At 28.6% G+C, this 23279-nt stretch carries 19 protein-coding genes, 3 tRNA genes and 1 pseudogene; 6 read left to right on the top strand and 17 right to left on the bottom strand.

From position 1 onward, the window contains the following. Positions 1-14 precede the first annotated feature (14 nt). Complete coding sequence (locus ACIJYH_RS03495) at positions 15-818, bottom strand: metal ABC transporter permease (RefSeq protein ID WP_435098691.1); 804 nt, start codon at positions 816-818, stop codon at positions 15-17. 1 nt (position 819) lies between these two features. Continuing rightward, positions 820-1566 (bottom strand): ATP-binding cassette domain-containing protein, encoded by a 747-nt coding sequence (locus tag ACIJYH_RS03500; RefSeq protein ID WP_435164137.1) that lies wholly within the window; start codon positions 1564-1566, stop codon positions 820-822. A 71-nt stretch (positions 1567-1637) separates the two neighbouring features. On the opposite strand from ACIJYH_RS03500, the gene znuA reads away from it, so the two are divergent. Then, positions 1638-2639, top strand: a complete 1002-nt coding sequence (znuA, locus tag ACIJYH_RS03505) for a zinc ABC transporter substrate-binding protein ZnuA (protein ID WP_435164140.1) — start codon at positions 1638-1640, stop codon at positions 2637-2639. 290 nt (positions 2640-2929) lie between these two features. Beyond that, positions 2930-3895: a hypothetical protein gene (locus ACIJYH_RS03510; RefSeq protein ID WP_435089190.1), complete on the top strand. Its 966-nt coding sequence runs from the start codon at positions 2930-2932 to the stop codon at positions 3893-3895. A gap of 78 nt (positions 3896-3973) precedes the next feature. Here the strand turns inward: ACIJYH_RS03510 and ACIJYH_RS03515 are convergent, their stop codons facing one another. Continuing rightward, positions 3974-4144 carry a hypothetical protein gene (locus ACIJYH_RS03515; protein WP_435084866.1) on the bottom strand — a complete coding sequence of 57 codons (171 nt, stop codon included), beginning with the start codon at positions 4142-4144 and terminating at the stop codon, positions 3974-3976. Between the two features lie 223 nt (positions 4145-4367). On the opposite strand from ACIJYH_RS03515, the gene ACIJYH_RS03520 reads away from it, so the two are divergent. Both ACIJYH_RS03520 and ACIJYH_RS03525 read left to right on the top strand, forming a co-directional pair. Beyond that, positions 4368-4517 carry a hypothetical protein gene (locus tag ACIJYH_RS03520; protein ID WP_435089192.1) on the top strand — a complete coding sequence of 50 codons (150 nt, stop codon included), beginning with the start codon at positions 4368-4370 and terminating at the stop codon, positions 4515-4517. A gap of 11 nt (positions 4518-4528) precedes the next feature. Beyond that, positions 4529-5047, top strand: coding sequence for a hypothetical protein (locus ACIJYH_RS03525; protein ID WP_435164143.1), 519 nt, complete (start codon positions 4529-4531; stop codon positions 5045-5047). 2 nt (positions 5048-5049) lie between these two features. Here ACIJYH_RS03525 and ACIJYH_RS03530 read toward each other — a convergent pair. The 3 genes and pseudogenes from ACIJYH_RS03530 to ACIJYH_RS03540 all read right to left on the bottom strand — a co-directional run bounded on the left by ACIJYH_RS03530 (position 5050) and on the right by ACIJYH_RS03540 (position 10601). Continuing rightward, positions 5050-6256: pseudogene (locus tag ACIJYH_RS03530) on the bottom strand (sugar phosphate nucleotidyltransferase). Next, a complete protein-coding gene (gene ilvD / locus ACIJYH_RS03535; protein WP_435164146.1) occupies positions 6256-7974 on the bottom strand; it encodes a dihydroxy-acid dehydratase in 1719 nt (572 codons plus the stop codon). The pseudogene ACIJYH_RS03530 and the gene ilvD overlap by 1 nt, the downstream one beginning before the upstream one ends. Continuing rightward, the gene (locus ACIJYH_RS03540; RefSeq protein ID WP_435164149.1) at positions 7974-10601 is read right to left on the bottom strand and encodes a valine--tRNA ligase; all 2628 of its coding nucleotides are present in this window, start codon (positions 10599-10601) and stop codon (positions 7974-7976) included. The genes ilvD and ACIJYH_RS03540 overlap by 1 nt, the downstream gene beginning before the upstream one ends. Before the next feature lie 124 nt (positions 10602-10725). On the opposite strand from ACIJYH_RS03540, the gene ACIJYH_RS03545 reads away from it, so the two are divergent. After that, positions 10726-10799 (top strand) — tRNA-Cys (locus ACIJYH_RS03545). Positions 10800-10849: 50 nt separating this feature from the next. After that, positions 10850-10925 (top strand) — tRNA-Asn (locus ACIJYH_RS03550). A 33-nt stretch (positions 10926-10958) separates the two neighbouring features. Here ACIJYH_RS03550 and ACIJYH_RS03555 read toward each other — a convergent pair. From ACIJYH_RS03555 to ACIJYH_RS03605, 11 genes are all read right to left on the bottom strand, one after another. Then, positions 10959-12116 carry a peptidoglycan-binding protein gene (locus ACIJYH_RS03555; protein ID WP_435164151.1) on the bottom strand — a complete coding sequence of 386 codons (1158 nt, stop codon included), beginning with the start codon at positions 12114-12116 and terminating at the stop codon, positions 10959-10961. A 78-nt stretch (positions 12117-12194) separates the two neighbouring features. Then, entirely contained in the window at positions 12195-12566 is a 372-nt protein-coding gene (locus ACIJYH_RS03560) for a helix-turn-helix domain-containing protein (protein WP_435089201.1), read from the bottom strand. 199 nt (positions 12567-12765) lie between these two features. Continuing rightward, positions 12766-13500: an amino acid ABC transporter ATP-binding protein gene (locus ACIJYH_RS03565; protein WP_435089202.1), complete on the bottom strand. Its 735-nt coding sequence runs from the start codon at positions 13498-13500 to the stop codon at positions 12766-12768. Between the two features lie 6 nt (positions 13501-13506). Next, positions 13507-14778, bottom strand: a complete 1272-nt coding sequence (locus ACIJYH_RS03570) for an amino acid ABC transporter permease (RefSeq protein WP_435164154.1) — start codon at positions 14776-14778, stop codon at positions 13507-13509. Positions 14779-14780: 2 nt separating this feature from the next. Continuing rightward, the gene (locus tag ACIJYH_RS03575; protein ID WP_435164157.1) at positions 14781-15926 is read right to left on the bottom strand and encodes an amino acid ABC transporter permease; all 1146 of its coding nucleotides are present in this window, start codon (positions 15924-15926) and stop codon (positions 14781-14783) included. A 66-nt stretch (positions 15927-15992) separates the two neighbouring features. After that, a complete protein-coding gene (locus tag ACIJYH_RS03580; protein WP_435164160.1) occupies positions 15993-17045 on the bottom strand; it encodes an amino acid ABC transporter substrate-binding protein in 1053 nt (350 codons plus the stop codon). A gap of 167 nt (positions 17046-17212) precedes the next feature. Then, a tRNA-Arg gene (locus ACIJYH_RS03585) sits at positions 17213-17289 on the bottom strand. A 33-nt stretch (positions 17290-17322) separates the two neighbouring features. After that, on the bottom strand, positions 17323-18450 hold the full coding sequence (locus ACIJYH_RS03590) for a potassium transporter TrkG (RefSeq protein WP_435164163.1): 1128 nt from the start codon (positions 18448-18450) through the stop codon (positions 17323-17325). A 285-nt stretch (positions 18451-18735) separates the two neighbouring features. Then, positions 18736-20127 carry a Trk system potassium transporter TrkA gene (trkA, locus tag ACIJYH_RS03595; protein ID WP_435164166.1) on the bottom strand — a complete coding sequence of 464 codons (1392 nt, stop codon included), beginning with the start codon at positions 20125-20127 and terminating at the stop codon, positions 18736-18738. Between the two features lies 1 nt (position 20128). Further along, on the bottom strand, positions 20129-21484 hold the full coding sequence (locus ACIJYH_RS03600) for a sigma-54-dependent transcriptional regulator (protein ID WP_435164169.1): 1356 nt from the start codon (positions 21482-21484) through the stop codon (positions 20129-20131). After that, the gene (locus tag ACIJYH_RS03605; RefSeq protein ID WP_435164172.1) at positions 21481-23262 is read right to left on the bottom strand and encodes an ATP-binding protein; all 1782 of its coding nucleotides are present in this window, start codon (positions 23260-23262) and stop codon (positions 21481-21483) included. Before ACIJYH_RS03605 ends, ACIJYH_RS03600 begins: the two co-directional genes overlap by 4 nt. Between the last annotated feature and the right edge of the window lie 17 nt (positions 23263-23279).

Consider the following 23279-nt stretch of genomic DNA (forward strand, 5'->3'; position numbering starts at 1 on the left):
TTATCAATTAGTTGTTAATTTTTCAATTTAATCGATTGTTTAATATTAAGTAAAGACAATATAAATAAAACTAAAGCAGCCATAATTATTGAAGGTCCAGATGACGTATTAAATTCTAATGAAGAAAATAAACCCAATATTACTGATAAAAGACCACCAATAATTGAGTATAAAACCATTTTCTTTGGACTATCTGAAATATTTCTGGCCATTGCAGCTGGTATAATTAACATTCCAGTTATTAATAATAAACCAACCATTTTAATTGATATAGCAATGACAGCAGCCATCAGAATAGTAAATATAGCTTTTGATCTATCAGGGTTTAATCCTTCTGCTTCTGCTAATTCATAATTTACCGTAGATGCGAACAAAGGTTTCCAAATCAATTTAAGTACAAATAAAATTAATGCTCCACCTGTCCATATAATAATTAAGTCATTAGTTGTTACGGCTAATATGTCACCAAATAAAAGACCCATTATGTCGAAACGAATAAAGGTTAAAAAACCAATTACAACTAATCCAACAGCCAAAGAAGAATGTGCCAAAAGACCCAACAAAGCGTCTCCAGGTAGATTGGTTTTTTTCTGAAGCTGAATTAATATTAATGCAACTACAGATGAAATTATGAATACTGAAAGCGCAATATTAAGCTCAAAAGAATAAGCTATTGTAACTCCTAATAAGGCTGAATGAGATAGTGTATCGCCAAAATAAGACAATCTTCTCCATACTACAAAACAGCCTAGTGGGCCCGTTACCAACGCAACTCCTATTCCAGCTATTAAAGCTCTTATGAAAAAATCATCTAACATATTAATTTTTCTTTATTTGACCCTCATCTGAATGAACATGGTCATGTTTGTGCTCATAAACAGATAGAATTTGAGAGGCTTGTTCACCAAATAAAGTTTTGTACTCATTATTTTTAGCAACATCCATTGGTGTACCTGAACAACATACATGACCATTCAAGCAAACAACATGATCAGTTGCTGTCATAACAGTATGCAAATCATGGGAAATTAATAAAATTCCACAATTTAAAGTATCTGAAATTTTTTTGATCAACTCATATAACGCTATCTCTCCAGTATAATCAACGCCTTGAACTGGTTCATCTAGAACTAATAATTCTGGTTTTTTTGAAATTGCTCTTGCAATCAAAACTCTTTGAAATTCTCCACCTGATAAATTTCCTAAATTTTCATTTTTAAGATGACTAACTCCAGTTAGAGTTAAAGCTTCATTTATTGCTTCGTCTTTAATATCTTCAGTTAAAAGCATAAAATCATACACTCTTAGTGGCAAGGTCCAATCTATAGAAATTTTCTGAGGAACATAACCAACTTTGTTTGTAAATTTTTCAACACTTCCCGCAATATTTTTGTAAATACCTAATGCAATTTTTGCTGTAGTACTTTTGCCAGACCCATTTGGGCCAATTAAAGTAACAATCTTTCCCTTCTCAACTTTTAACGAAACACCTTCAACTAACCATTTATTATTTTGTTTAAAACCAACTTTATTTAGTTCAACTAATATATTTTTATCTGAGTTCATTTATATCTTGACTTATATATGTTATATTATTACATACTGTTATATTATAACAACTAATTAAATTACTTATTATGAAAAATATCAAAAAATTACCCTTAATATTATCAATTTTATCAATGTTAACATTCTTTACATCAGCTAGTGCTGAAATTAAAGTAGTTACATCAATAAAACCTATCCATTCTTTAGCAAGTTATCTTATGGATGGGGTTGGAAAACCAAGTTTAATTGTAAATGGCTATGCGTCTCCTCACGCATTTTCCATGAAACCATCTCATGCAAAAATGTTACAAAATGCAGATATTATATTCTGGGTTGGTGAAAGCATGGAAAATTTTCTAAAAAAACCATTGAGCTCAATAGCAAAAAAAGCCGAAAAAATCGAATTAATAGAAGTTAAAGGATTGAACGTATTAAAGTTCAGGGAAAGAAATATTTTTGATGAGCACAATCATGATGATCACGCTAAAAAAGAAGATGATCACGACGACCACGACCATGATGATCACGCTAAAAAAGAAGATGATCACGACGACCACGACCATGATGATCACGATGATCATGCACACGGAGATTATGACTCTCACATTTGGTTAGATCCAATGAATGCTAAAGTAATCTTAAATGAAATGGCTGAACATTTGATCGAAAATGATACTGAAAATGCATCTAAATATAAAAATAATTTAAAAAAAGCACTTAAAGAAATTGATACTCTTATAATCCAAGTGATGACTGAATTAAACAAAAGTGTGTCATCTATAGTTTTTCATGATGCATATCAATATTTTGAACAAAGATTTAATGTAAATATTCTTGGAGCGTTTACTGTTAACCCCGATGTAATGCCCGGTGCCGAACAATTAGCAGAAATCAGAGAAATTATTGAACATGATAAAGTTGCTTGCGTGTTTTCTGAGCCTCAATTTAATCCTGACATAATCAACGCTGTAGCAAAAGATATGAAGATAAAAACAGGTGTTTTGGATCCATTAGGTGCAACTTTAGATCCAGGTAAAAATTTATATTTTGATTTAATAAAGAATATGTCTTTGTCATTTAAAGATTGTTAAGTCAGTAGTTTTGTAATTGTACTAAAATACAACTTATATTTGTAAATTTTAAGTAGACAAATTTTAAAGATAATATATTGCTAATGAATCAGCTAATCCTTTAAAAACTTCTATATTCTTACTGTGGACTTATGTTTTTTTTATTATAAATATCGATGAATCAACTCATCTAAAAAAAATATAATAAATTTAATTATAGATAAATTTCCTCACACCTATTAAATCGTCATCAAGAATAAGAATCGTTCGAAACGGAAAACAATAAAGTAAACGAAAAAAATAGGAAAGAAATGGAACTGACAACAATATATACGATCGTCGGCTTTGCATTAGCTGGTTATAGCGTTATTGCAAATGATTCAATACAAACGCTAGGTACTTTTATAGCGTCTAAACAAAAATGGTTTAAATGGTACACTCTTGCTGGTTCAGCATCTGTAGTAATGGCTATAGCTATTACATGGGGGTGGTATTCGTATGATGGTGATATATCATACGGCAGGCTTAACAGAATACCATTTCAAGAAATTCAATGGTACCACGCAGTAGCTCCTGCTATTCTTTTAGTACTTACTAGAGTCGGTATACCAGTATCTACAACCTTCTTAGTACTTTCAGCATTTGCATCCACTGTAGTATTGGAGAAAATGCTAATGAAAAGTGTTGTGGGTTATGGCCTGGCTGCTGTAGTCGCGTATTTAGCTTGGATAGTAGTATCAAAGTTTATCAATGAAAAATTTGATGAAGTTGAAGATAAATGGATAGGATTTTGGAGAAACTCAGTTTGGGTGACTTCTGGTTGGTTATGGTGGGTTTGGTTATCTCACGACGTAGCAAATATTGCAGTTTATCTCCCAAGACAACTAGATGTAACTTTACTATTAATTGTTCTAGCGTACTTTACAGCATTATTGTTCTACATATTTTATATTCATGGTGGACCAATACAAAAAGTTGTTTTAGATAAAACTGGAACAAGATATGCGAGATCAGCAACAATAATAAATGTTATTTATGCTGCGGTACTATACTACTTTAAAGAACTTAATGACCTTCCAATGTCTACAACATGGGTATTTGTAGGTTTATTATGTGGTAGAGAACTTGCTATATCAACTATGAATAAAGAGTACAAATTCAAATACGTCTTCCCATTAATTGGAAAAGACTTTATTAAAATGATCTTTGGATTAAGTGTGTCTGTAGGAATTGTTTTAGCAATTCACTACATTATTATTCCAAATAATTGGTTTTAAATAAATCTAATTATGGTCGTGTTAGAAATATCTAATACGACCATGAAATGTATAATTTTAGTATTTTTTTTTAAGATATTATTTCTTGAATTTAGAAACTAACTCTTTTAATTTTAGTTTTTCTTTTTTTAATTTTCTTAGTTTTTCCCAAGAAGAAAAAGCTCTGTCATTCATTCTTAATTTTGTAAAATGCTTAATTGCTAATTCAATTTTTTTGTGTTTTTTGATGAGCTCTTTAAACTCCTTCATATTGAATAATCATAGCATAAATAAAATTAAAACAATCAGAATTTAAAAAAAAATTAATTTTAAAAAAGGGTTAAAAAAAGTGCTCTTAAGTAAATAAGAAAAAAAACTGAATTATTTTTTGCTTTAGTTTTGCGTCTACGGTATGATCTGTTTAAGTCCCGCACTAATTCAGCTTTAGGCTGACGATCAATTTTATAAATTAACAATTTAAAGTGTCAAAATTATGATTTTAAAATTGGTAAAATTACTGTGTTTTCTTGGATTACACAGATACAAAACAATAAATATTGAGTTTGGATTTAATCCAACAGATAGAATTACAACTCTTGAGTGTAAAAATTGTGGACACACTAAATTAAAAGCTGATGGCTAAAATTAGATAAAATGAAAAATATTAGAAAAGATATTGAGATTAGAAGATTTATTGAATGGTCTAAAATTGTTAGAGGCAAACCAATTCAAATTAGATTATATGAATTGATATATTTTGAGCTTCTAAATTTGTGGATAGAGCTAAACCAACCCCCATTGAGAAGATTAATATACGAAACCATAAATTCAAATAATTATGATGAAAAGTTTGTTAAGGGAAAAATTTTTAAAGAATATATTGATGAAATTTTAGAAACACCTTGTGAAGATAAATCTGGTTATTATAACCCAAACTCAAGAGAAGTATTGAGTAAAATTAACATTAAAGAATTATATGATGTTAAATTTTTAATAAAAAGTGAATTAAATACTGTGATAATGATCGATAGATATAATGCAATTTACACATTCTGCAGACTATATGAAGAGTGGTGTTTGAAAAAAAAATCAGAACAAATTGATGATGTGACTAAAAAAGAAAGATTTGATGTAACAAAAGACTTACCAATAAAGATTTCAACTCAAAGGTAAGTTTATTTAACCCTTCCATAAATATCTTCAAATCTAACTATATCTGTCTCTTTAAGAATTGATCCAACTTGAGCTTCAAATATTTTGACTGGTTTTTTTCCAGGGTTTTGAATTCTATGAATTGCCTCTAGTGGAATAAAGATATGATCATTTGGTTTTTTTACAAAACTATTTTTGTTCAATGTTATCTTGGGATTTCCTTGAGTAACTAGCCAATGTTCAGCTCTATGATGATGTTTCTGTAAACTTAAAATACCTTTTGGTTTTACAAATAACTCTTTAATCAAAAAATCTTTACCTTCAAATAAATTTGTGTACCTACCCCATGGTCGATAAAAGATATTCTTCTTCTTGATGTATTTATTCTTTTTTTTGTCATACATTTTTAAAATTTCTTTCCAACTTCCAAGATCTGACCAGGGTATATCTAGTTTGATAGCATTAATTTGCTTTGTTTTTTCTAAAATTGCATAGTCAAATGATTTAGCTGTAGCTTTGGTAAATGAAGTTTTGTTTAAATAATAAGTATTAGATTTTAGTTTTGCTTTTTTAACCGCATTTACACAGTTTTTATAAATAATTGGTTGGTTTTTTTGAAAGTTATTAATTATTGAGTCTTTTCTAAGGAAAAACATTCCTGAATTCCAATAACCTTTTTGTTTTATTACCTGTTTAGCTTTAGAGATTTTGGGTTTTTCAATAAATTTAGTTACTTTATTAATGTTTCCTTTAATCTTTTTAGTAACAAAATATCCGTATTCACTTGAAGGTGATGTAGGTTTAATACCGAATATGAAGATATTTTGATTAGTTAAATTTGATTTATTTTTATTTATCGCTTTATTAAACACACTCATTTTTTCAATTAAATGATCAGCTGTAAAAAACATCAATGGTTGATCATTTGGAATATCTTTAATTAAGGCAGTACTTAATATAGCTGGAGCCGTATTTCTTTTTGCAGGTTCTAAAACTATCTTATATTTTTTAATCTTATTTTTTTTAAGATGTTGTTTTACTTGTTTTAAGTATTTTTTATTTGTACTTATAATTGGAGAAGTCATAAATAGGTACTTTAGTTCGCTCTAAAGTTTTACCCAGTAAAGTCCAATTTCCAAAATCAATAAATTGTTTTGCTTGATGTTTTTTAGAATTTGGCCAAAGTCTTGTTCCGGCACCTCCACATAAAATGACCGGTCGTATCTTCATTAAATTTCTGAATAATCCTTAACTTCTTTTTTCTTACCAGGATGAGTTGGTGCGCCCAAATAAGCTGGTCCTACTGTTTGTGCGTATTTCCAAAGTGTGCCTGATCCAAAATCTGATTTTCTTGGTTTCCATTTTCTTTTTCTTAAAGTTAATTCTTTTTTAGAAAGCCTTACATTTATCGTCCCTTTTTTAGCATCTATATCAATTACATCTCCATTACGTAATAAAGCTATAGGGCCTCCTAGGGCCGCCTCAGGGCCTACATGACCCACACAAAAGCCTCTTGTAGCTCCAGAGAACCTTCCATCTGTTATAAGAGCAACTTTTTCACCCATTCCCTGACCATAAATTGCACCTGTTGTAGATAGCATCTCTCTCATCCCAGGACCTCCTACAGGGCCTTCGTAACGGATTATAATTACATCGCCTTCTTCATATTTACGTTTTTGGACAGCGTCCATAGCTGCTTCTTCATTATCAAAGCATCTTGCTTTACCAGTAAATTGTAATTTCTTAAGTCCAGCAATTTTAACTATACCACCATCAGGAGCTAAATTTCCTTTTAAACCAACAACTCCTCCATCTGGAGATAATGGATTATCATATTTTCTTAAAACTTTTTGTTTAGGATTAAATTTAATATCTTTTAAATTTTCCTTCATTGTTTTTCCGGTAACGGTCATACAATCACCATGAATAAAACCTCCATCATAAAGTGTTTTTAACAACATTGGTACGCCGCCTGCTAACCACATATCTTTTGCAACATATTTTCCACCAGGTTTCAAATCAGCAAGATAAGGTGTTTTTTTGAAAATTTTAGCCACATCCATTAAATCAAATTTTATTCCAGCTTCATTAGCAATTGCAGGTAGATGTAATGCTGCATTAGTAGATCCACCTGTAGCAGCAACTATAGTAGCAGCATTTTCTAAAGCTTTTTTTGTAACAATATCTCTAGGTTTGATTTTTTTTGCTAAAAGATTCATTACTGTTTTTCCACTTTCTTTAGCGTACTTATCTCTTTCTTCATATGGAGCTGGCGTTCCAGCAGAATATGGCAAGGCTAAACCAATAGCTTCTGATACACATGCCATCGTATTTGCTGTAAATTGACCACCACAGGCACCTGCACTTGGACATGCAACTAATTCTAATTTTCTAAGTTCTGCTGAAGACATTTGACCAGACGAATGTTTTCCAACTGCCTCAAATACATCAACAACTGTTACGTCTTTTCCCTTATATCTTCCTGGAAGAATTGATCCGCCATAAATAAATACACTTGGTACATTTAATCTAACCATCGACATCATTAGCGCTGGTAAAGATTTATCACATCCAGCAATACCAACTAATGCATCATAGCAATGCCCTCTTACAGTAAGTTCAGCAGAATCTGCTATCACCTCTCTAGATATTAAAGAAGCTTTCATTCCTTCATGACCCATTGCAATTCCATCTGTAACTGTAATTGTGCAAAATTCTCTTGGCGTACCACCATTAGCTCTAACACCTTTTTTAACTGATTGAGCTTGTCTCATAAGAGCAATATTACAAGGAGCAGCTTCGTTCCAAGTTGAAACAACACCCACAAAAGGTTTTGATACATCTTTTTCTGTTTCACCCATTGCATAATAAAAAGACCTGTGAGGAGCTCTATCTGCGCCTAATGATGTATGTCTGCTTGGAAGTTTCTTTTTATTAAATTTTGCCATTATATTCCCTTCATAGTTACTAATATTTTATCAATATCATTCTTTAAATTATTATAATTAGTTTTTTCTTGTTCAACAATCTCTTTTGGTGCTCTATCTACAAAACTTTTGTTTTCTAGTCTTTGCGATATCTTGTTCATTTCTTCCTGAATTCTATTTTGTTTACTAGTTAAATTTTCTTTAATTAATTTTAAATCAACATCTTTATCAAAATAAATCTTAAATAAATCACCTGCAACGACCATAGTTGCTGCTGGTTTATCTAAGTCATCATTAAGGATATTATTTATTCTTCCTAATTTTTTAAGGATAATTTCATTATCATTAATAAATTTTTTTTGGATATCATTTATATTATTGATAGACATGTCTATAAATGAACCTGGGCTTACATTAAGTTCATTCTTAAAGGATCTAATTTCAGATATTATACTTATAATATTTTCAACTTGCTCTGTATTAGAGTCTTTATTGATTTTACCAGAAGGCCAATTAGCAAGCATTAAAAAATCTTTGCTTGAATTATCAAATTTATTTTTAAGCCATATCTCCTCTGTAACAAATGGAATAAAAGGATGTAACAAAATTAAGATTTGCTTGAATATATAACTTGAAACTTTTTTAACCTCAGATTTAGCTTCTTCATTATCCGAAAATAGTATTGTTTTAGATAATTCTAAATACCAGTCACAATAAGAGTGCCATGCAAATTGATAAGCATTTTTTGCTGCCTCGTCAAATCTATAGTCTTCTAAATTTTTCTCAATTTTAGATTTTGCTTCAATTAATTCTGCATAAATCCATTTATTGATATTAACTGATAAATTTGGAACTTTATCGATATCAGAAAAATCACATTCATTTGTGATTAAAAAATTATTAGCATTCCATAGTTTATTCAAAAAATTTCTATATCCTTTAACTCTGTCTTCTGAAAGTTTTACATCAGTACCAGGAGATGCCATTGAAAGAAGAGTAAATCTTAATGCATCGGCACTATATTTTTCAATTAAATCTAAAGGATCAATAACATTACCTTTAGATTTTGACATTTTTTGACCCTTCTCATCTCTAACTAAAGCATGAACATAAATATCTTTAAAAGGTTCTTTATTTAAAAATTCTGTTCCAAACATAATCATTCTAGCAACCCAAAAAAAAATAATGTCAAAACCAGTTACTAAAACTGAAGTTGGATAAAACTTTTCAACATACTCTTTATTGTCTGGCCAACCCAATGTTGCAAATGGCCAAAGACCAGATGAAAACCATGTATCTAAGACATCAGGATCTCGAATTAAATCAACATCTTTTTTATAATGTTTTTTTGCTAATAATTTTGCATCATCTTCATCTTCAGCAACAAATATCTTTTTGTCAGGACCATACCAAGCAGGTATCTGATGACCCCACCAAAGTTGTCTTGAAATACACCAGGGCTCTATATTGTTCATCCATTGAAAATAAGTCTTAGACCAATTTTCAGGAAAGAAATTAGTCTTTTTTGAATTAACAACTTCTTTTGCTTTAACAGATAATTTTTCTGCATCAGCAAACCATTGTTCTGTTAAGAAAGGTTCAATAATAGAATTAGATCTATCCCCATATGGAACCTTATTTTTTATATTTTCTTCTTTAACAAAAAAATCTTTATCTTTTAGTTCTTTTAAAATTCTCTTTCTTGCTTCAAATCTGTCTAATCCTATATATTCTTTAGGCGCATTTTCGTTAATTTTACCAGCTTCAGTAAATATATTTATAATTTCAAGATTATTTCTTTGTCCTACATCGTAGTCATTAAAATCATGCGCGGGTGTAATTTTTAGTGCACCAGTTCCCTGTTCAGGATCTGCATAATCATCTTCTATAATATTAATCTTTCTTCCAACAATTGGTATTGTAACTTTTTTGCCGACAAAAGATTTAAAGCGATCATCTTTTGGATTAACTGCAATTGCAGTATCTCCCAACATTGTTTCAGGTCTTGTTGTTGCAATTGTTATAAATTCTTCGGTTCCATCAATAGGATACCTAATATAATAAATTTTTGAATTTACTTCTCTTTGATCAACTTCAAGATCAGAAATCGCAGTTTTTAAAACAGTATCCCAATTTACAAGTTTTTTATCTTTGTAGATTAAATCTTTATTATATAGATCAACGAATACTTTTATTACTGATTTTGAAAGGTTTTCATCCATTGTAAAAGCATTACGAGACCAGTCACAAGAACATCCAAGTTTTTTTAATTGGTTAATAATGATGTCACCATATTGCTCTTTCCATTCCCAAACTTTTTCAATAAATTTGTCTCTACCAATTTCATTTTTATCAATTTTTTCAGCAGTAAGTTTTCTTTCGACTAAAGCTTGAGTAGCAATACCTGCATGATCTGTACCTGGTTGCCATAAAGTTTCATAATTATTCATTCTGTGATAACGAACTAACAAATCTTGAATAGAATTATTCAAAGCATGACCCATATGAAGACTTCCAGTCACATTTGGTGGGGGTATAACTATTGAAAATTTTTTTGAATTTTCTTTAGGTTTGAATAATTCATTTTTTTCCCAATAAGAGTAAATCTTATCCTCTACATCAGAATGTATATATTTATCGTTACTCATGAATGTATAAAGTTTATAATTTATTAATCTAAATTAACAATAATCAATTTAGATCGTTATTTAATAGACTAATGAGAAATATTTAATATAAAAAGGCATCTGAAGCTATTAGTCAAAACAAGATGGCAACGTGGCGGAATGGTTACGCAGAGGATTGCAAATCCTTGTATCCCGGTTCGATTCCGGGCGTTGCCTCCAAAAAAAATCTTGTTTTAACTATAAAAAAAAGTAAGTTGAGTTTTTTACATTCCTCGGTAGCTCAGTTGGTAGAGCAGTTGACTGTTAATCAATTGGTCGTAGGTTCGAGTCCTACCCGAGGAGCCAAAATCAGTATTTTCTAATTTATTATTTTAAAATTTATCTAATTATACAATTAGGATTGAAACCAATTAAATCATCTATTCCATCAGGTGTGTGCATTTTTCTTTTTCGTAGATATATTGGATCATTTTCTAATTTTATACCTGTTACTATCTCCATTAATGTATCTATAGCTATAGCCATTTGATGTGTGTGAGGTGTTGCCTTTTTTGGATCTGTAATTCTATTTCTTGCTAGACCATTTGGGTTTTTTCTTTCTAAAAACTTTTCTGGATCTGTAATTGCTAAATTGACTATTTTGACTGAATTAAATATTTTATCTTGTATATTTTTTGGAACATTAGCTCCCCATAATTCAGCTATATAAATGTATCCTAGAGCAATATCGACTCCATATGAATGGTACCATTGGCCTCTTAGGCCTCTGAAAGAGTTATCATTTATGTATCCATCATCATAAAATAGTTTGTCTATTTGTTTAAATGTGTGATTAATTTCTTTGGCAGCAAGTTTTTTATCTTCTGTCCATGAAGCATAAACCAATGTTGATAATCCTCCGTTAGCCATTGCATAAAACCCTTTGTCATTTTTTTTAAATTGAATTGGCTTTAAGAACTTTTTGTACATTTTTTTAATGTAACTATTCACAATCTTAAACTCCTCTTTATTCAATTCAGATTTAAGCATTACTGCACTAATCATATAATTACCAAACCATTGGCCTGCAAATTCATATTCATGGTACCAGCAAGGAGCTTTAGGGTTATTATCTTTCCAACATCTTCCCTTTTTTTTTAATTCTTTATAGCTTATGCTGTTATATAAAGTACTTGCCTTAGCTATTTCTAATAATAAATCTTTAGCTATGTTAATGTTAGTTTGATTTTTATCACCAATAGCAGTGTGAGTTCCTGCGATCATAACTTTTATAGGTGTCGTGATTGCTGCATGTTCTACCAAAATAGAATTACTATATTTTGTATGGTAAGCTGACCAATCAAAACCAACTACACTTCTAACAGTATCAATGGTTGATTTATTGCTAAAAGATTTATCCTTAGGAATTGCTGAGCAAGTCTTAATTTCTTTAGTGTAATATTTACCTGGAAAAGTAATATCCTTTGATTTAACTTTTGCAAAAGCATTTCCACTTAATAATAGGGTAAAGAAAATAATTTTTATTAAATTTTTCATTATCAGATATATTATTGATATTACTTATTTGAAATGAGACTTAAAAATTTGATAAAGGGTCTTAAATTTAATCAAAAATTAAACTGCTTTAGAAATAACGGTTCCTGATATTTGTAAAGATTTGTTAAATTTTAATTTTTGGTCAGCACTAAGTTCTGAATACAATTTTGTTAAAAAATTATAATTAACATTCATATGACCTTCTTGAGATTTTTCTAAGTTAATTAGATATTCAGAGAAATCTTCAAAAAAATAATTAATTGGAACTTTTAAATAGTTAGATAGTTGAAGTAATCTAATAGAGCTTACTCCATTAGTTCCTTTTTCATATTTTTGAATTTGTTGAAATGTAACATTAATTGCTTTAGCAACTTTAGTTTGTGTTAATCCTAAAGCTAATCTTCTCAGCTTAAGTTTATTACCTAAGTGTTTGTTGAAATTATCTTCCATTAAGACCCCTCTTAATTAAATTTTAAAATCATATTGAACAAACTTATTGAGGTTCATGCAATAGATAAATTTATTTATTTTCTTATCAAAAGATGAGTGACATAAAACATGTCAAGCTTAAGATTTTAAAAAAACTATTTTTTTTAAGATAAAAATATCAAAAAGTTATCTAAATTTTTGATAGTAAAAGAGTTAAAAGTTATAAAATTTGGCTTAAAAATAGCTTTGTTCTATCGCTTTTCGGATTAGCAAAAAATTCTTTTGTGTCGGCCTTCTCTACTATCTTACCTTCATCCATAAATATCATGCAATCAGCAACTTCTTTAGCAAATCCCATTTCATGAGTAACAACAATCATGGTCATTCCTTGTTTAGCTAAATCAACCATTACATCTAGTACTTCTTTAATCATTTCTGGATCTAATGCGGATGTTGGTTCATCAAATAACATTATTTTGGGTTCCATGCATAGTGCTCTAGCAATAGCTACCCTCTGTTGTTGTCCACCAGAGAGTTGTCCTGGGAATTTTTGAGCTTGATCTAAAATTTGAACTCTTTCCAAATGTTTTAAAGCCAATTCTTCTGCCTCTTTTTTAGGCATTTTTTTAACCCAAATAGGAGCTAATGTGCAATTGTCCAAAATTGATAAATGCGGAAATAAATTAAATTGTTGAAAAACCATTCCAACTTCTGCTCTGACTTGTTCTATATTTTTTGTATCTTCAGAAATCTCAGTTCCATCAACTATAATGTTTCCTTTTTGATGCTCTTCTAATCTATTAATACATCTAATTAGTGTAGATTTACCAGATCCAGATGGTCCGCAAACAACAATTTTTTCTTTAGCTTTAACTTCAAGATTAATATCTTTAAGAACTTGAAAGTCCCCATACCATTTGTTTACTTCTTTAATCTGTATAATTGAATCTGACATAGTTATTTATCTATCTGTTTTAAATTTTAATTCTAATTTTTGACTATATTTACTCATACTGTAGCAAATAATCCAGAATATAATTCCAGCAAATACATAACCTTCCATCGAAAACCCAAGCCATTTAGGATTTGTTTTTGCTAAATTTAACATTCCAACTAACTCCAATAACCCTACTACAAAAATTAATGGAGTATCTTTTACTAAAGCTAAAAAAGTATTAGCAATACCAGGTATTACTAGTTTAAGAGCTTGTGGTAAAATTACTAATAAATGAAGTCTCCAGTACCCCATACCTAAAGATTTTGCTGCATCATACTGTCCTCTAGGTAGTGCTTGTAGACCACCTCTAATAACCTCAGCTGTATAAGCGGCTTCAAATAAAGTAATAGCAACAATAACTCTAATTAATTTATCGACATATGTTCCATCAGGCAAAAACATAGGAAACATTACCGCTGACATAAATAATACTGTAATTAAAGGTACACCTCTCCAAAACTCAATAAATGAAAGTGAAGAGTATTTAACTACTGTTAAATCAGATCTTCTTCCAAGCGCCAACATCATCCCTATTGGAAAACAAAAAATTAATGAAAAGAAAGAAACAATAAAAGTTAAGGATAAACCGCCCCAAGCACCAGTTTCTACCCATTCTAGACCAAATTCACCACCTGAAATTAAATAGTAAATTAAAAGAAATGAAATTATTGGTAGAAAGATAACATAATAAAAAGTTAAATATTTTTTAAATTTTAATGGAAAAAAATATCCAGCTCCCATTAACCCTAAAACAATAATAAATGTTGCATTAACTCTCCATTGTTCAGCATTAGGATACATTCCATACATAAATCTATTAAACCAAGTTTTAATATAAACCCAACATGCACCACCTCCTGTACAAGCTTCTTTATTTTCACCAACAAATGTTGCATCTAGGACAAACCAATTAAGCAATGGTGCAACACCAAAAATTATTAATATGATTATACTTATACTCAAAGCTGCATTAAAATTACTAGTGTTAATATTTTTGTTAAGCTCGTCTAGGATTTTAATTCCAGAAAATTCTATTCTTATTAAATGTAATCCAATCATTCCAAAAATTAGAGGAGTAAAAAAACTGACAAAAGCAGGTAAAAATCCAGTAATATTAGTCTCATAAAAATTATTTAGACAAAAATCAATTAACCCTAGTGCAAAAAATAAAGAACCTAAAATTAAAAATAAATTTAAGTTTTTTCTATTGGGTTTTAAAAAATTTATATTACTCATTGCTATTTTTCCTGTATCGCAATTCTTTTATTATACCAGTTCATAAATAGTGAAATTACTAAACTGATTGTTAAATAAGTAGCCATTGTAATTCCTACAATTTCAATAGCTCTACCTGTTTGCATCATAGCTGTACCTGCAAAAACTAATACTAAATCTGGATAAGCAATTGCTGCTGCTAAAGATGAATTTTTTGTTAAGTTTAAATATTGATTTGTAGTAGGTGGAATAATAATTCTTAATGCCTGAGGTAAAATTACTAATTTTAAAACTTGGCTAGGTGTTAAACCAATTGATGCAGCTGCTTCTTTTTGACCTTTCCCTATACCTTGAATTCCAGCTCTTACATTTTCAGCAATAAAAGTTGCTGTATATAAAGTTAATGCCAATGTAAGTGCTATAAGTTCAGGTGGTATTCCCATGCCGCCTTCATATGTGAAAGAAGTTTTAGCTAATTTTTTCAATTCTGGAAAACTCCAAGAAAGATCAACACCACCGATTATAAAAGTTAATGCTGGCAGTATAACAAAAATTCCGAGTGAAATTAAAAATTTAGGATATTGTTTTCCCTCTTCTTCTTGTTTTCTTTTTGCAAATTTATTAAAAAAGTAAATAACAAACATTGCAACAATCAAGGCAATCATAAATACATCAAAATTGTTCCAAATTGGTGCTGGTGTATATAATCCCTTAATAGTCATAAAAGAAGATCCAAAAATTAATGGGGCATCCTCTGGCATTGGTAGTGCTCTTAACGCTGCAAAATACCAAAAAAAGATCTGTAACAACAAAGGTATGTTTCTAAAAAATTCTACATAAAAACTAGCTGTTTTATTAATTAGATAGTTAGGTGATAATCTAGCAACACCAATCACAGCACCTAATAAAGTACTTAAAATAATACCAATGAATGAAACTAATAATGTATTTAAAAGTCCAACTAGATAAGCACGTCCATATGACATGGAGCCATCATAATCAATTAACGAAAATTGAATGTCAAATGAAGCTTCTTGTGATAGAAAACCAAAACCAAACTCGATGCCTCGAGTGTCCATGTTCTCTTGGGCATTCATTGTAAAGAAACCGAAGATTAAAACTATAGATAATAGAGTTAAAAATTGAGGTAAGATTTTTTTAAATTTCATTTGATCAGATACTATAAAAAAAGGGCTAGATAAATCTAGCCCTTTTTATCAATTTATTACTTTTAATTATCTTGCAGGTGGTACGTAAAGAATTCCACCTTTAGTCCATAATTGATTAGGACCTCTATCAGGCAAAATACCAGTGTCAGCTATATTTCTGTCATAACTTTCACCGTAGTTTCCAACTTGCTTAATAATTCTTAAGCTCCACTCGTTATCTAAACCAAAAGCAGCACCTAATTCACCTTCAGCACCAACAAGTCTTTTTACTGCTGGATTATCTGAAGTTTTCATAGAGTCAGCATTTGAAGAATTAACACCGTATTCTTCAGCTTCGATCATAACGTTTAATGACCATCTAACTATATCTTCCCATACAGCATCACCTTGTCTTACAACAGGTCCTAATGGTTCTTTTGAAATAGTTTCAGGTAAAACCATGTGATCATCAGGGCTAGTCATTTTAGTTCTTTGTGCAGCTAAACCTGATTTGTCAGTTGTGTATGTATCACATCTTCCAGAATCATAAGCGGCAACAACTTCATCAGCTTTTTCGAAAGCTACTGGAGTATAAGAAATTCCTTTTGAATTAAAGAAGTCTCTCATATTAAGCTCAGTTGTAGTACCAATGTTTGTACATGCAGAAATACCATCTCTGAAATCATTTACTGAAGTAATTCCAGAATCTTTTCTAACCATGAAACCTTGACCATCATAAAAGTTTACACCAACAAAAGTTAATCCAATGTCAGCATCTCTAGAAAGTGTCCAAGTTGTGTTTCTTGACAAGATATCTATCTCACCAGAAGTTAAAGCTGTAAATCTTTCTTTAGCACTTAATGGTGTAAACTTAACTTTGTTTGCATCACCTAATACTGCAGCAGCTACCGCTCTACACACATCAACATCTACACCAGTCCAATTTCCCGCTGCGTCTGCATTAGAAAACCCTGGAAGACCTTGAGATACTCCACATCTTACAAAACCTTTACTTTGAGTTTGTTTAAGAGTTTTTGATTTACCTTTTGATTGCTTTCCACCACCTGGTTCGCATGCATATACGAATAACAATGATAAAGCAGCAAGAACGGCAAACAATTTTTTAGTATGTTTAAACATAATTCTTCCTTTTAGTTATTTTTATTTGTTAACAAATAATTCAATAATAAATTGAATTAGTTGAATCTTTTATCATTATCTAAAATTGATCAAAGCAAATTGATAAATTTAGAATAGGTTTTACTATATGTTGTGTGGATAAAATTAAAAGAGATATATATTGTTACTGGTGCGCCCTGCACGACTCGAACGTGCGACCCTCGGTTTAGAAAACCGATGCTCTATCCAGCTGAGCTAAGGGCGCAATAATTATTTCAAATACATATATAATACTTAATTAATATTTAAAAAGAAATTTTTTAGTTAATAAGAGTAATGATAAAAGCTCAACTCTTCCTATAATCATAAAAAAAATAAGAGTTTGTTTGGTTAAATAGTTTAAATTAATGAAATCTAAATTATTCAAACCATATGAAGAGGAATTAACTGTATTCATTAAAGTCAAAATTGCTAATTTAAATGAACTTTCAAAATTAATACCACTTAGACTTAATAATGATGTCAAAATAAATAATGAAATAATAAAGATTATTATAGTTAAGAAATATTTATTAATTTCTTTGACTTCAAAATTTATTTTAGAAAACATTAATTTATTCATAAAAACATTTTTAGGTTTACTAAAAGATAAAATCTGATTTAGCGAATATTTAGTTAAAGAATACATTCTTAAAAACCTTAAACCAGAACTTGTAGAAAAAAAAGATCCACCAATTATTACTAAAATTAAATAAATAAAACTCAATTTCGAGTGATCATATTCCAGTGAGATACCAATATTAGATATACTGCTAACAAGTGATAAAAAACTATAGGTAAAATCACTATCAAAACTAAAGAAAATAAAAAAAATTGTAACGGTAAACAAAAAATATAAAAACAAATGAATATCTTCATAAAAAAAATTAAGATTTTTATCTCTTAAAAAAATCAAATTATAAATAAAGAAAATACTAAAAAAAGAAACTAACATTAATAAAGAAAAAATAACTATTTGAGATTGGTTGATTAAAATTGATGAAAGATTGTTAGATGGTAAAAAACCACCTGATGAAATTATAGTCATTGATAAATTAAGAGAATTAAAAGATCTAATATCAAAGAAATTTAAGATTAAAAAAATAGATAGAGTTATACTTAAATATAAAACAAAAATTTTTATTGTTTGTTTTAATACCTCAGTACTATTAAAGGATAAGAAGTTTGTGAGTGATTTTTTTAAACTATCATCGTAAATATCTATTAAAAAGATAATTGAAAAAAGAAAATATAAACCTCCAATCCATTGAATAGAGGATCTCCATAAAATTAAACCTTGATCAATGTGTTTTATATTATCAAAAATTGTAAAACCTGTAGAAGTAAATCCAGAAACAAACTCAAATATTGAGTTTAAAAAAGTCAAGTTATAAATACTAAAGTAAAAAGGAAGTGACAATATAATCGGCAATAATATATAGCCTAAAAAGACCGTTAAGATCTTTTCAAATATTGATGGTTTTGTATTAATCTCTTTAAGGTTATAGAATAATAGTCCAATAATTAATGAAGAAAATAAACTAAAATAATATGTATTAAGATTTAAATATAAATTGAAATAATAAGAATAGATAATATTTAAAAAAGAAAAGACTGACACCAAAATCAAAAAAAAACTTAAATATTTTACTCTAAATAGAGACATTTTTAATTATATAGAACTTATTCTAAATATATTTTCTACTACTGAAATTGAGTCTTTTTTAGCCAAAAAAACAACCCTATCATCTTTTTTAAATATAAAGTTTGATCGGGGAATGACCACTTTATCGTCACGCAAAACAGCGCCTATTCTTATCTCTTCAGGTAAGTTTGAATTTTTCAATTCTTTGTTAATTAATTCTGAAGTTTCAATAATTTCAGCTTCAATTACTTCATATTCACCATTCAGAATAGTGTAGGCTGTTTCGATTGTACCCTTGTGGATATGTTTCAAAATACTTGATACTGTATTCATCCTAGGATCAATTAAGTCATCTATTTTCAAAGAGTTTTGTAATAATGAATAATTTGGTTTGTTTATTAGGGCCATTGTCCTCTTATCATCAATTTTCTTCTCATCTTTTGCAAATTTTTCAACAAGAACACTAACCATTAAATTATCCTCATCATCGTTAGTAAGAGCAAGCACTGTTTCTACTTCTTCTAAATTTGCTTCAATTAAAACTTCCTCATCAAGACCATCACCATTTATAATAATAGTATTATTTAGTTCGTTTGCTAAGAATTCTGATCGATCTTTATCTTTTTCAACAATTTTTACTCTTGCCGAATCTAAGCTTTCTTCAAGATTTTTTGCAAGATTAAATCCAATATTTCCACCTCCTACAATTAATATCTTTTTTGATACCTTTTCATTGTGTCCAAAGGCTTCAAGAGTTTGGGACATTTGAGTAGAATTAATAATAACATAAATTTTGTCATCTTTTTGAATATCATCATTTTTTTTAGGAATTAAAAATTTATCCCCTCTAATTATACCAATTATATTTGCATCAAGATTTGGATGTTTTTTTGTTAGTTCTTTAAGTTTAATATTAATTAGATTACAATTATCATTTATCAAAATTTCTAATAATCTAATTCTATTATCGGCAAAAGGTACACTATCTAAAGCGCCAGGTGCTTCCAATTTTCTTTGAATTGATTTTGCTATTTCTAATTCAGGTGAAATAATTACATCGATTGGTAAATTCTCTTTATTATAAACAGTTGTAAATTTTGGATTTAGATAATCTTGTGATCTAATTCTTGCGATTTTTTTTGGAATATCGAAGATAGAAAAAGCTATTTGGCAAATAACCATGTTGATTTCATCATTACGAGTTACAGCTATGATCATATCAGCTTCTGAAGCGTTTGCTTTCTCTAAAATAGTTGGATATGTAGCTTTTCCAACTATAGCTTTAACATCCAAAGAATCATCTATCTTTTGTATATCTTCACTAGATTGATCAATAACAGTAATGGAATGACCTTGTTCACTAAGCTGTTTGGCTATAGTAAAACCTACTCTACCCGCTCCACAGATAATTATATTCATTTTAATTAAATTCTTTAATTCCTAAACCTTTTAATTTTCTATGTAAGGCACTTCTTTCCATTCCAACAAAATTTGCTGTTTTTGAAATATTGCCATTAAATTTTTTAAGTTGGATAGTTAAATACTCTTTTTCAAACTTTTCTCTAGCCTCTTTTAATGGCACAGATAGGCTATTTTCTGCAATTTGATCATCAAAATTATCAATTTTTAGTGACTCTTTAATTATATTTGAAATCTTTTCATTTGTATCTGGTTGTAAGATTGCAATTCTTTCAATTAAATTTCTTAATTCTCTAACATTACCTTTCCAATTGTGATTTAAAATATAGCTATTATTCTCATCAATTTCTAATTCTTTAATATTATAATTTTCTGATATTTTTTTTGAAAAATATTTAATTAATAAAGGAATATCTGAAATTCTTTGGCTTAATGGTTCAATATTAATTTCAAATACATTTATCCTATGAAATAAATCTTCTCTAAAGTTTCCTATTTGAATTTCTTTTTTTAAATCTTTGCTTGAAGAACAAATTAATCTAACATCTACACTTACATCACTATTTCCATTAACTCTTTTAAATTTTTGATCAATTAATACTCTTAAAATTTTTGACTGAATATCTAATGGTATTTCTGAAATTTGATCAATAAGTAAAGTTCCCTTGTTTGCTTTTTCTAGTGAACCATATGATATTGATCCATTTTCCTTTTCTTCTCCAAACAATTCAAGTTCATATTTATTTGAGTCTAATAATGCACCATTTAAAACAATGAATGGATTTTTACCTCTTAAAGAATTTTTATGAATCTTTCTTGCAACTAGTTCTTTACCTGAGCCAGATGGCCCCTGTATAAAAATTCTGCTTTCTGTTAATGAAATTTTTTTTATTTGATCAATTATATTTGTTGTGTTCTTACTGTCACCAATTAAATCATATGATGAAAATAATTTACTTTCATATTCTTTATTCTGTTTTTTTAGATTGAAATTTTCAACTGCACGACCTACAAAATTTAGTAATCTCTCTTGATCAAATGGTTTTTCAATAAATTCGAAGGCTCCATGATGTAAAGATTTTATAGCCATCTCAATATTAGCATGACCAGAAATTATGATGACAGGAACATCCTTATTTTTAGTTTTAATGTGAGATAAAAGTTCGATACCATCATTATCGCCTTTATCTAATTTTACATCAAGTATAGCAACATCAGGTAATTTTTTATCTATTTCTGCTAAAGCTTGATTGTAATTAGCTGCAATTCTTGTTTTATATCCAGCATCTATTATTAGCTCATTAATAATATTTCTAATATCAGCATTATCATCAACTATTAAAATTTCAGCGCTCATTTTATAAAAGTAATTTTTATTGTGGCTCCATCATCTTTTGATTTAAATTCAATGTTACCGTTATGATCATTAATTATTTTATTTACAATAGATAGACCAAGTCCTGTTCCTTGTTTTTTGGTTGTAAAATATGGATTTAAAATTTCTTTAATGTCTTTATTCAAACTTTTAAAACCAATTCCATTATCTTCAATTATTAGAGTAATATGATCATCAAAATCATTTAATTCAATAGAGATGTTTTTATTAAAATTACCCATATTTTCTGTTTTTTGCTGAATACTTTCAATCGAATTCTTAATTAAGTTAAAAAAAACTCTACTTAATTGCTCTTTATCACTATTAAAAATTATACTTTTTATATTATGATCAAAATTAATCTTTATTAAATTGTCTAATTCTTGGAGCAATTTAATATTATCCTCCATTAAGATAATTAAATCATTATTTTGAAATATGGGTTTAGGCATTCTAGCGAAATCAGAAAATTCATTCACTAATTTTTCAATTTGTTTAATTTGATTGTTAATAATCTTAAGATTTTCTTTAAAATCATTCGTATTTTTTTCAGTTAACTCTGAAGAATATTTGCTTTTTAATCTATCAATAGTTAATTGAATTGGTGTTAATGGATTTTTAATTTCATGTGCTAGCTTTCTAGCTAAACTACCCCAAGCTTCATGTCTTTCATTTATAACCAATTTATTTTGTTGATCTTTTAATCTTTCAATCATTTTATTAAAATTTTTATTTAATGTTTCTAAATCTTTGTCAGTTTTTACTTCAGGAACTTTGATATCTAAATTTCCCTTTCCAATTGAAGTTGAGGCTAAAATTAAATTATTAATTGACCTAAAAAACCTTGAAGAAAATCTAATAGCTATAGATATAGATACAAACAATAAAAGTGAAACAACAATAATATAAATTATTGCAAACGAAACTTTTATACCTGTACTTTTTTCTTCAACTGTATAATAAAAGTTAATAGCCTCTTCTGTCTCTGTTAAATATTTGGAAATATCTTTGTCAAGATATTTAACAACATAAATAAATCTATCATTAAAATTTTGTAATCGCATAATTGCTGATGATCTGTTTTCAAATGCATTTATAATTTTTAAAGGACGATCATCATCCAAAACTAGATTTAAAGCTTTATCAACAGGTGCTATATAAGGATCATTATCTTCGATTGTTGAAAATAATAATTTTTTTTCTAAATTTATTATATGTATTTCATCAACACCACGAATTAATTTTTGTGTTTGCAAAAACCTTTTGTATTCTTTTTCATTATCATTTAAAAATTTTTTACTTTTGTTTACATCAAAAGCAATAAGAACTATTTCTGATTGAATTTTATTTCTAACTTCGTCAACATAATCTCTAGCTAGTTCGTAAGAATTATTGACAACTGTTGTTACTTTTTTGTCAAAATATTTTTCAAGTGCAAAAGAAAAAAGAAATAAAGAAAAAATAGATATCAGTAATGAGGGTATAAAAGTAAAAAGTGCAAAATATGTTATGTATTTTTTGTTTGATTTTAAACCATCTTTATCAATGTCATTTTTGATTGTTTTTTTTATTTCTAAAAAAATAAAAACAAAAAGAAGTCCAAGCAAAAAGAAATTTAGTATTAGTAAAAATTGTAAATTTTGACTTGATAGTTCTATGAGACTTTTATCAATAAAAGTTAAAAAAGTTAAAAAACCTACAGATAATGTGATAATAAATAGGAATATTAAATATATGTTTTTTTTGATAAAATCGTACATTCTTAAAAAATAATCAC

Source organism: Candidatus Pelagibacter bacterium nBUS_25 (assembly GCF_051200975.1).
GTDB lineage: Bacteria > Pseudomonadota > Alphaproteobacteria > Pelagibacterales > Pelagibacteraceae > Pelagibacter.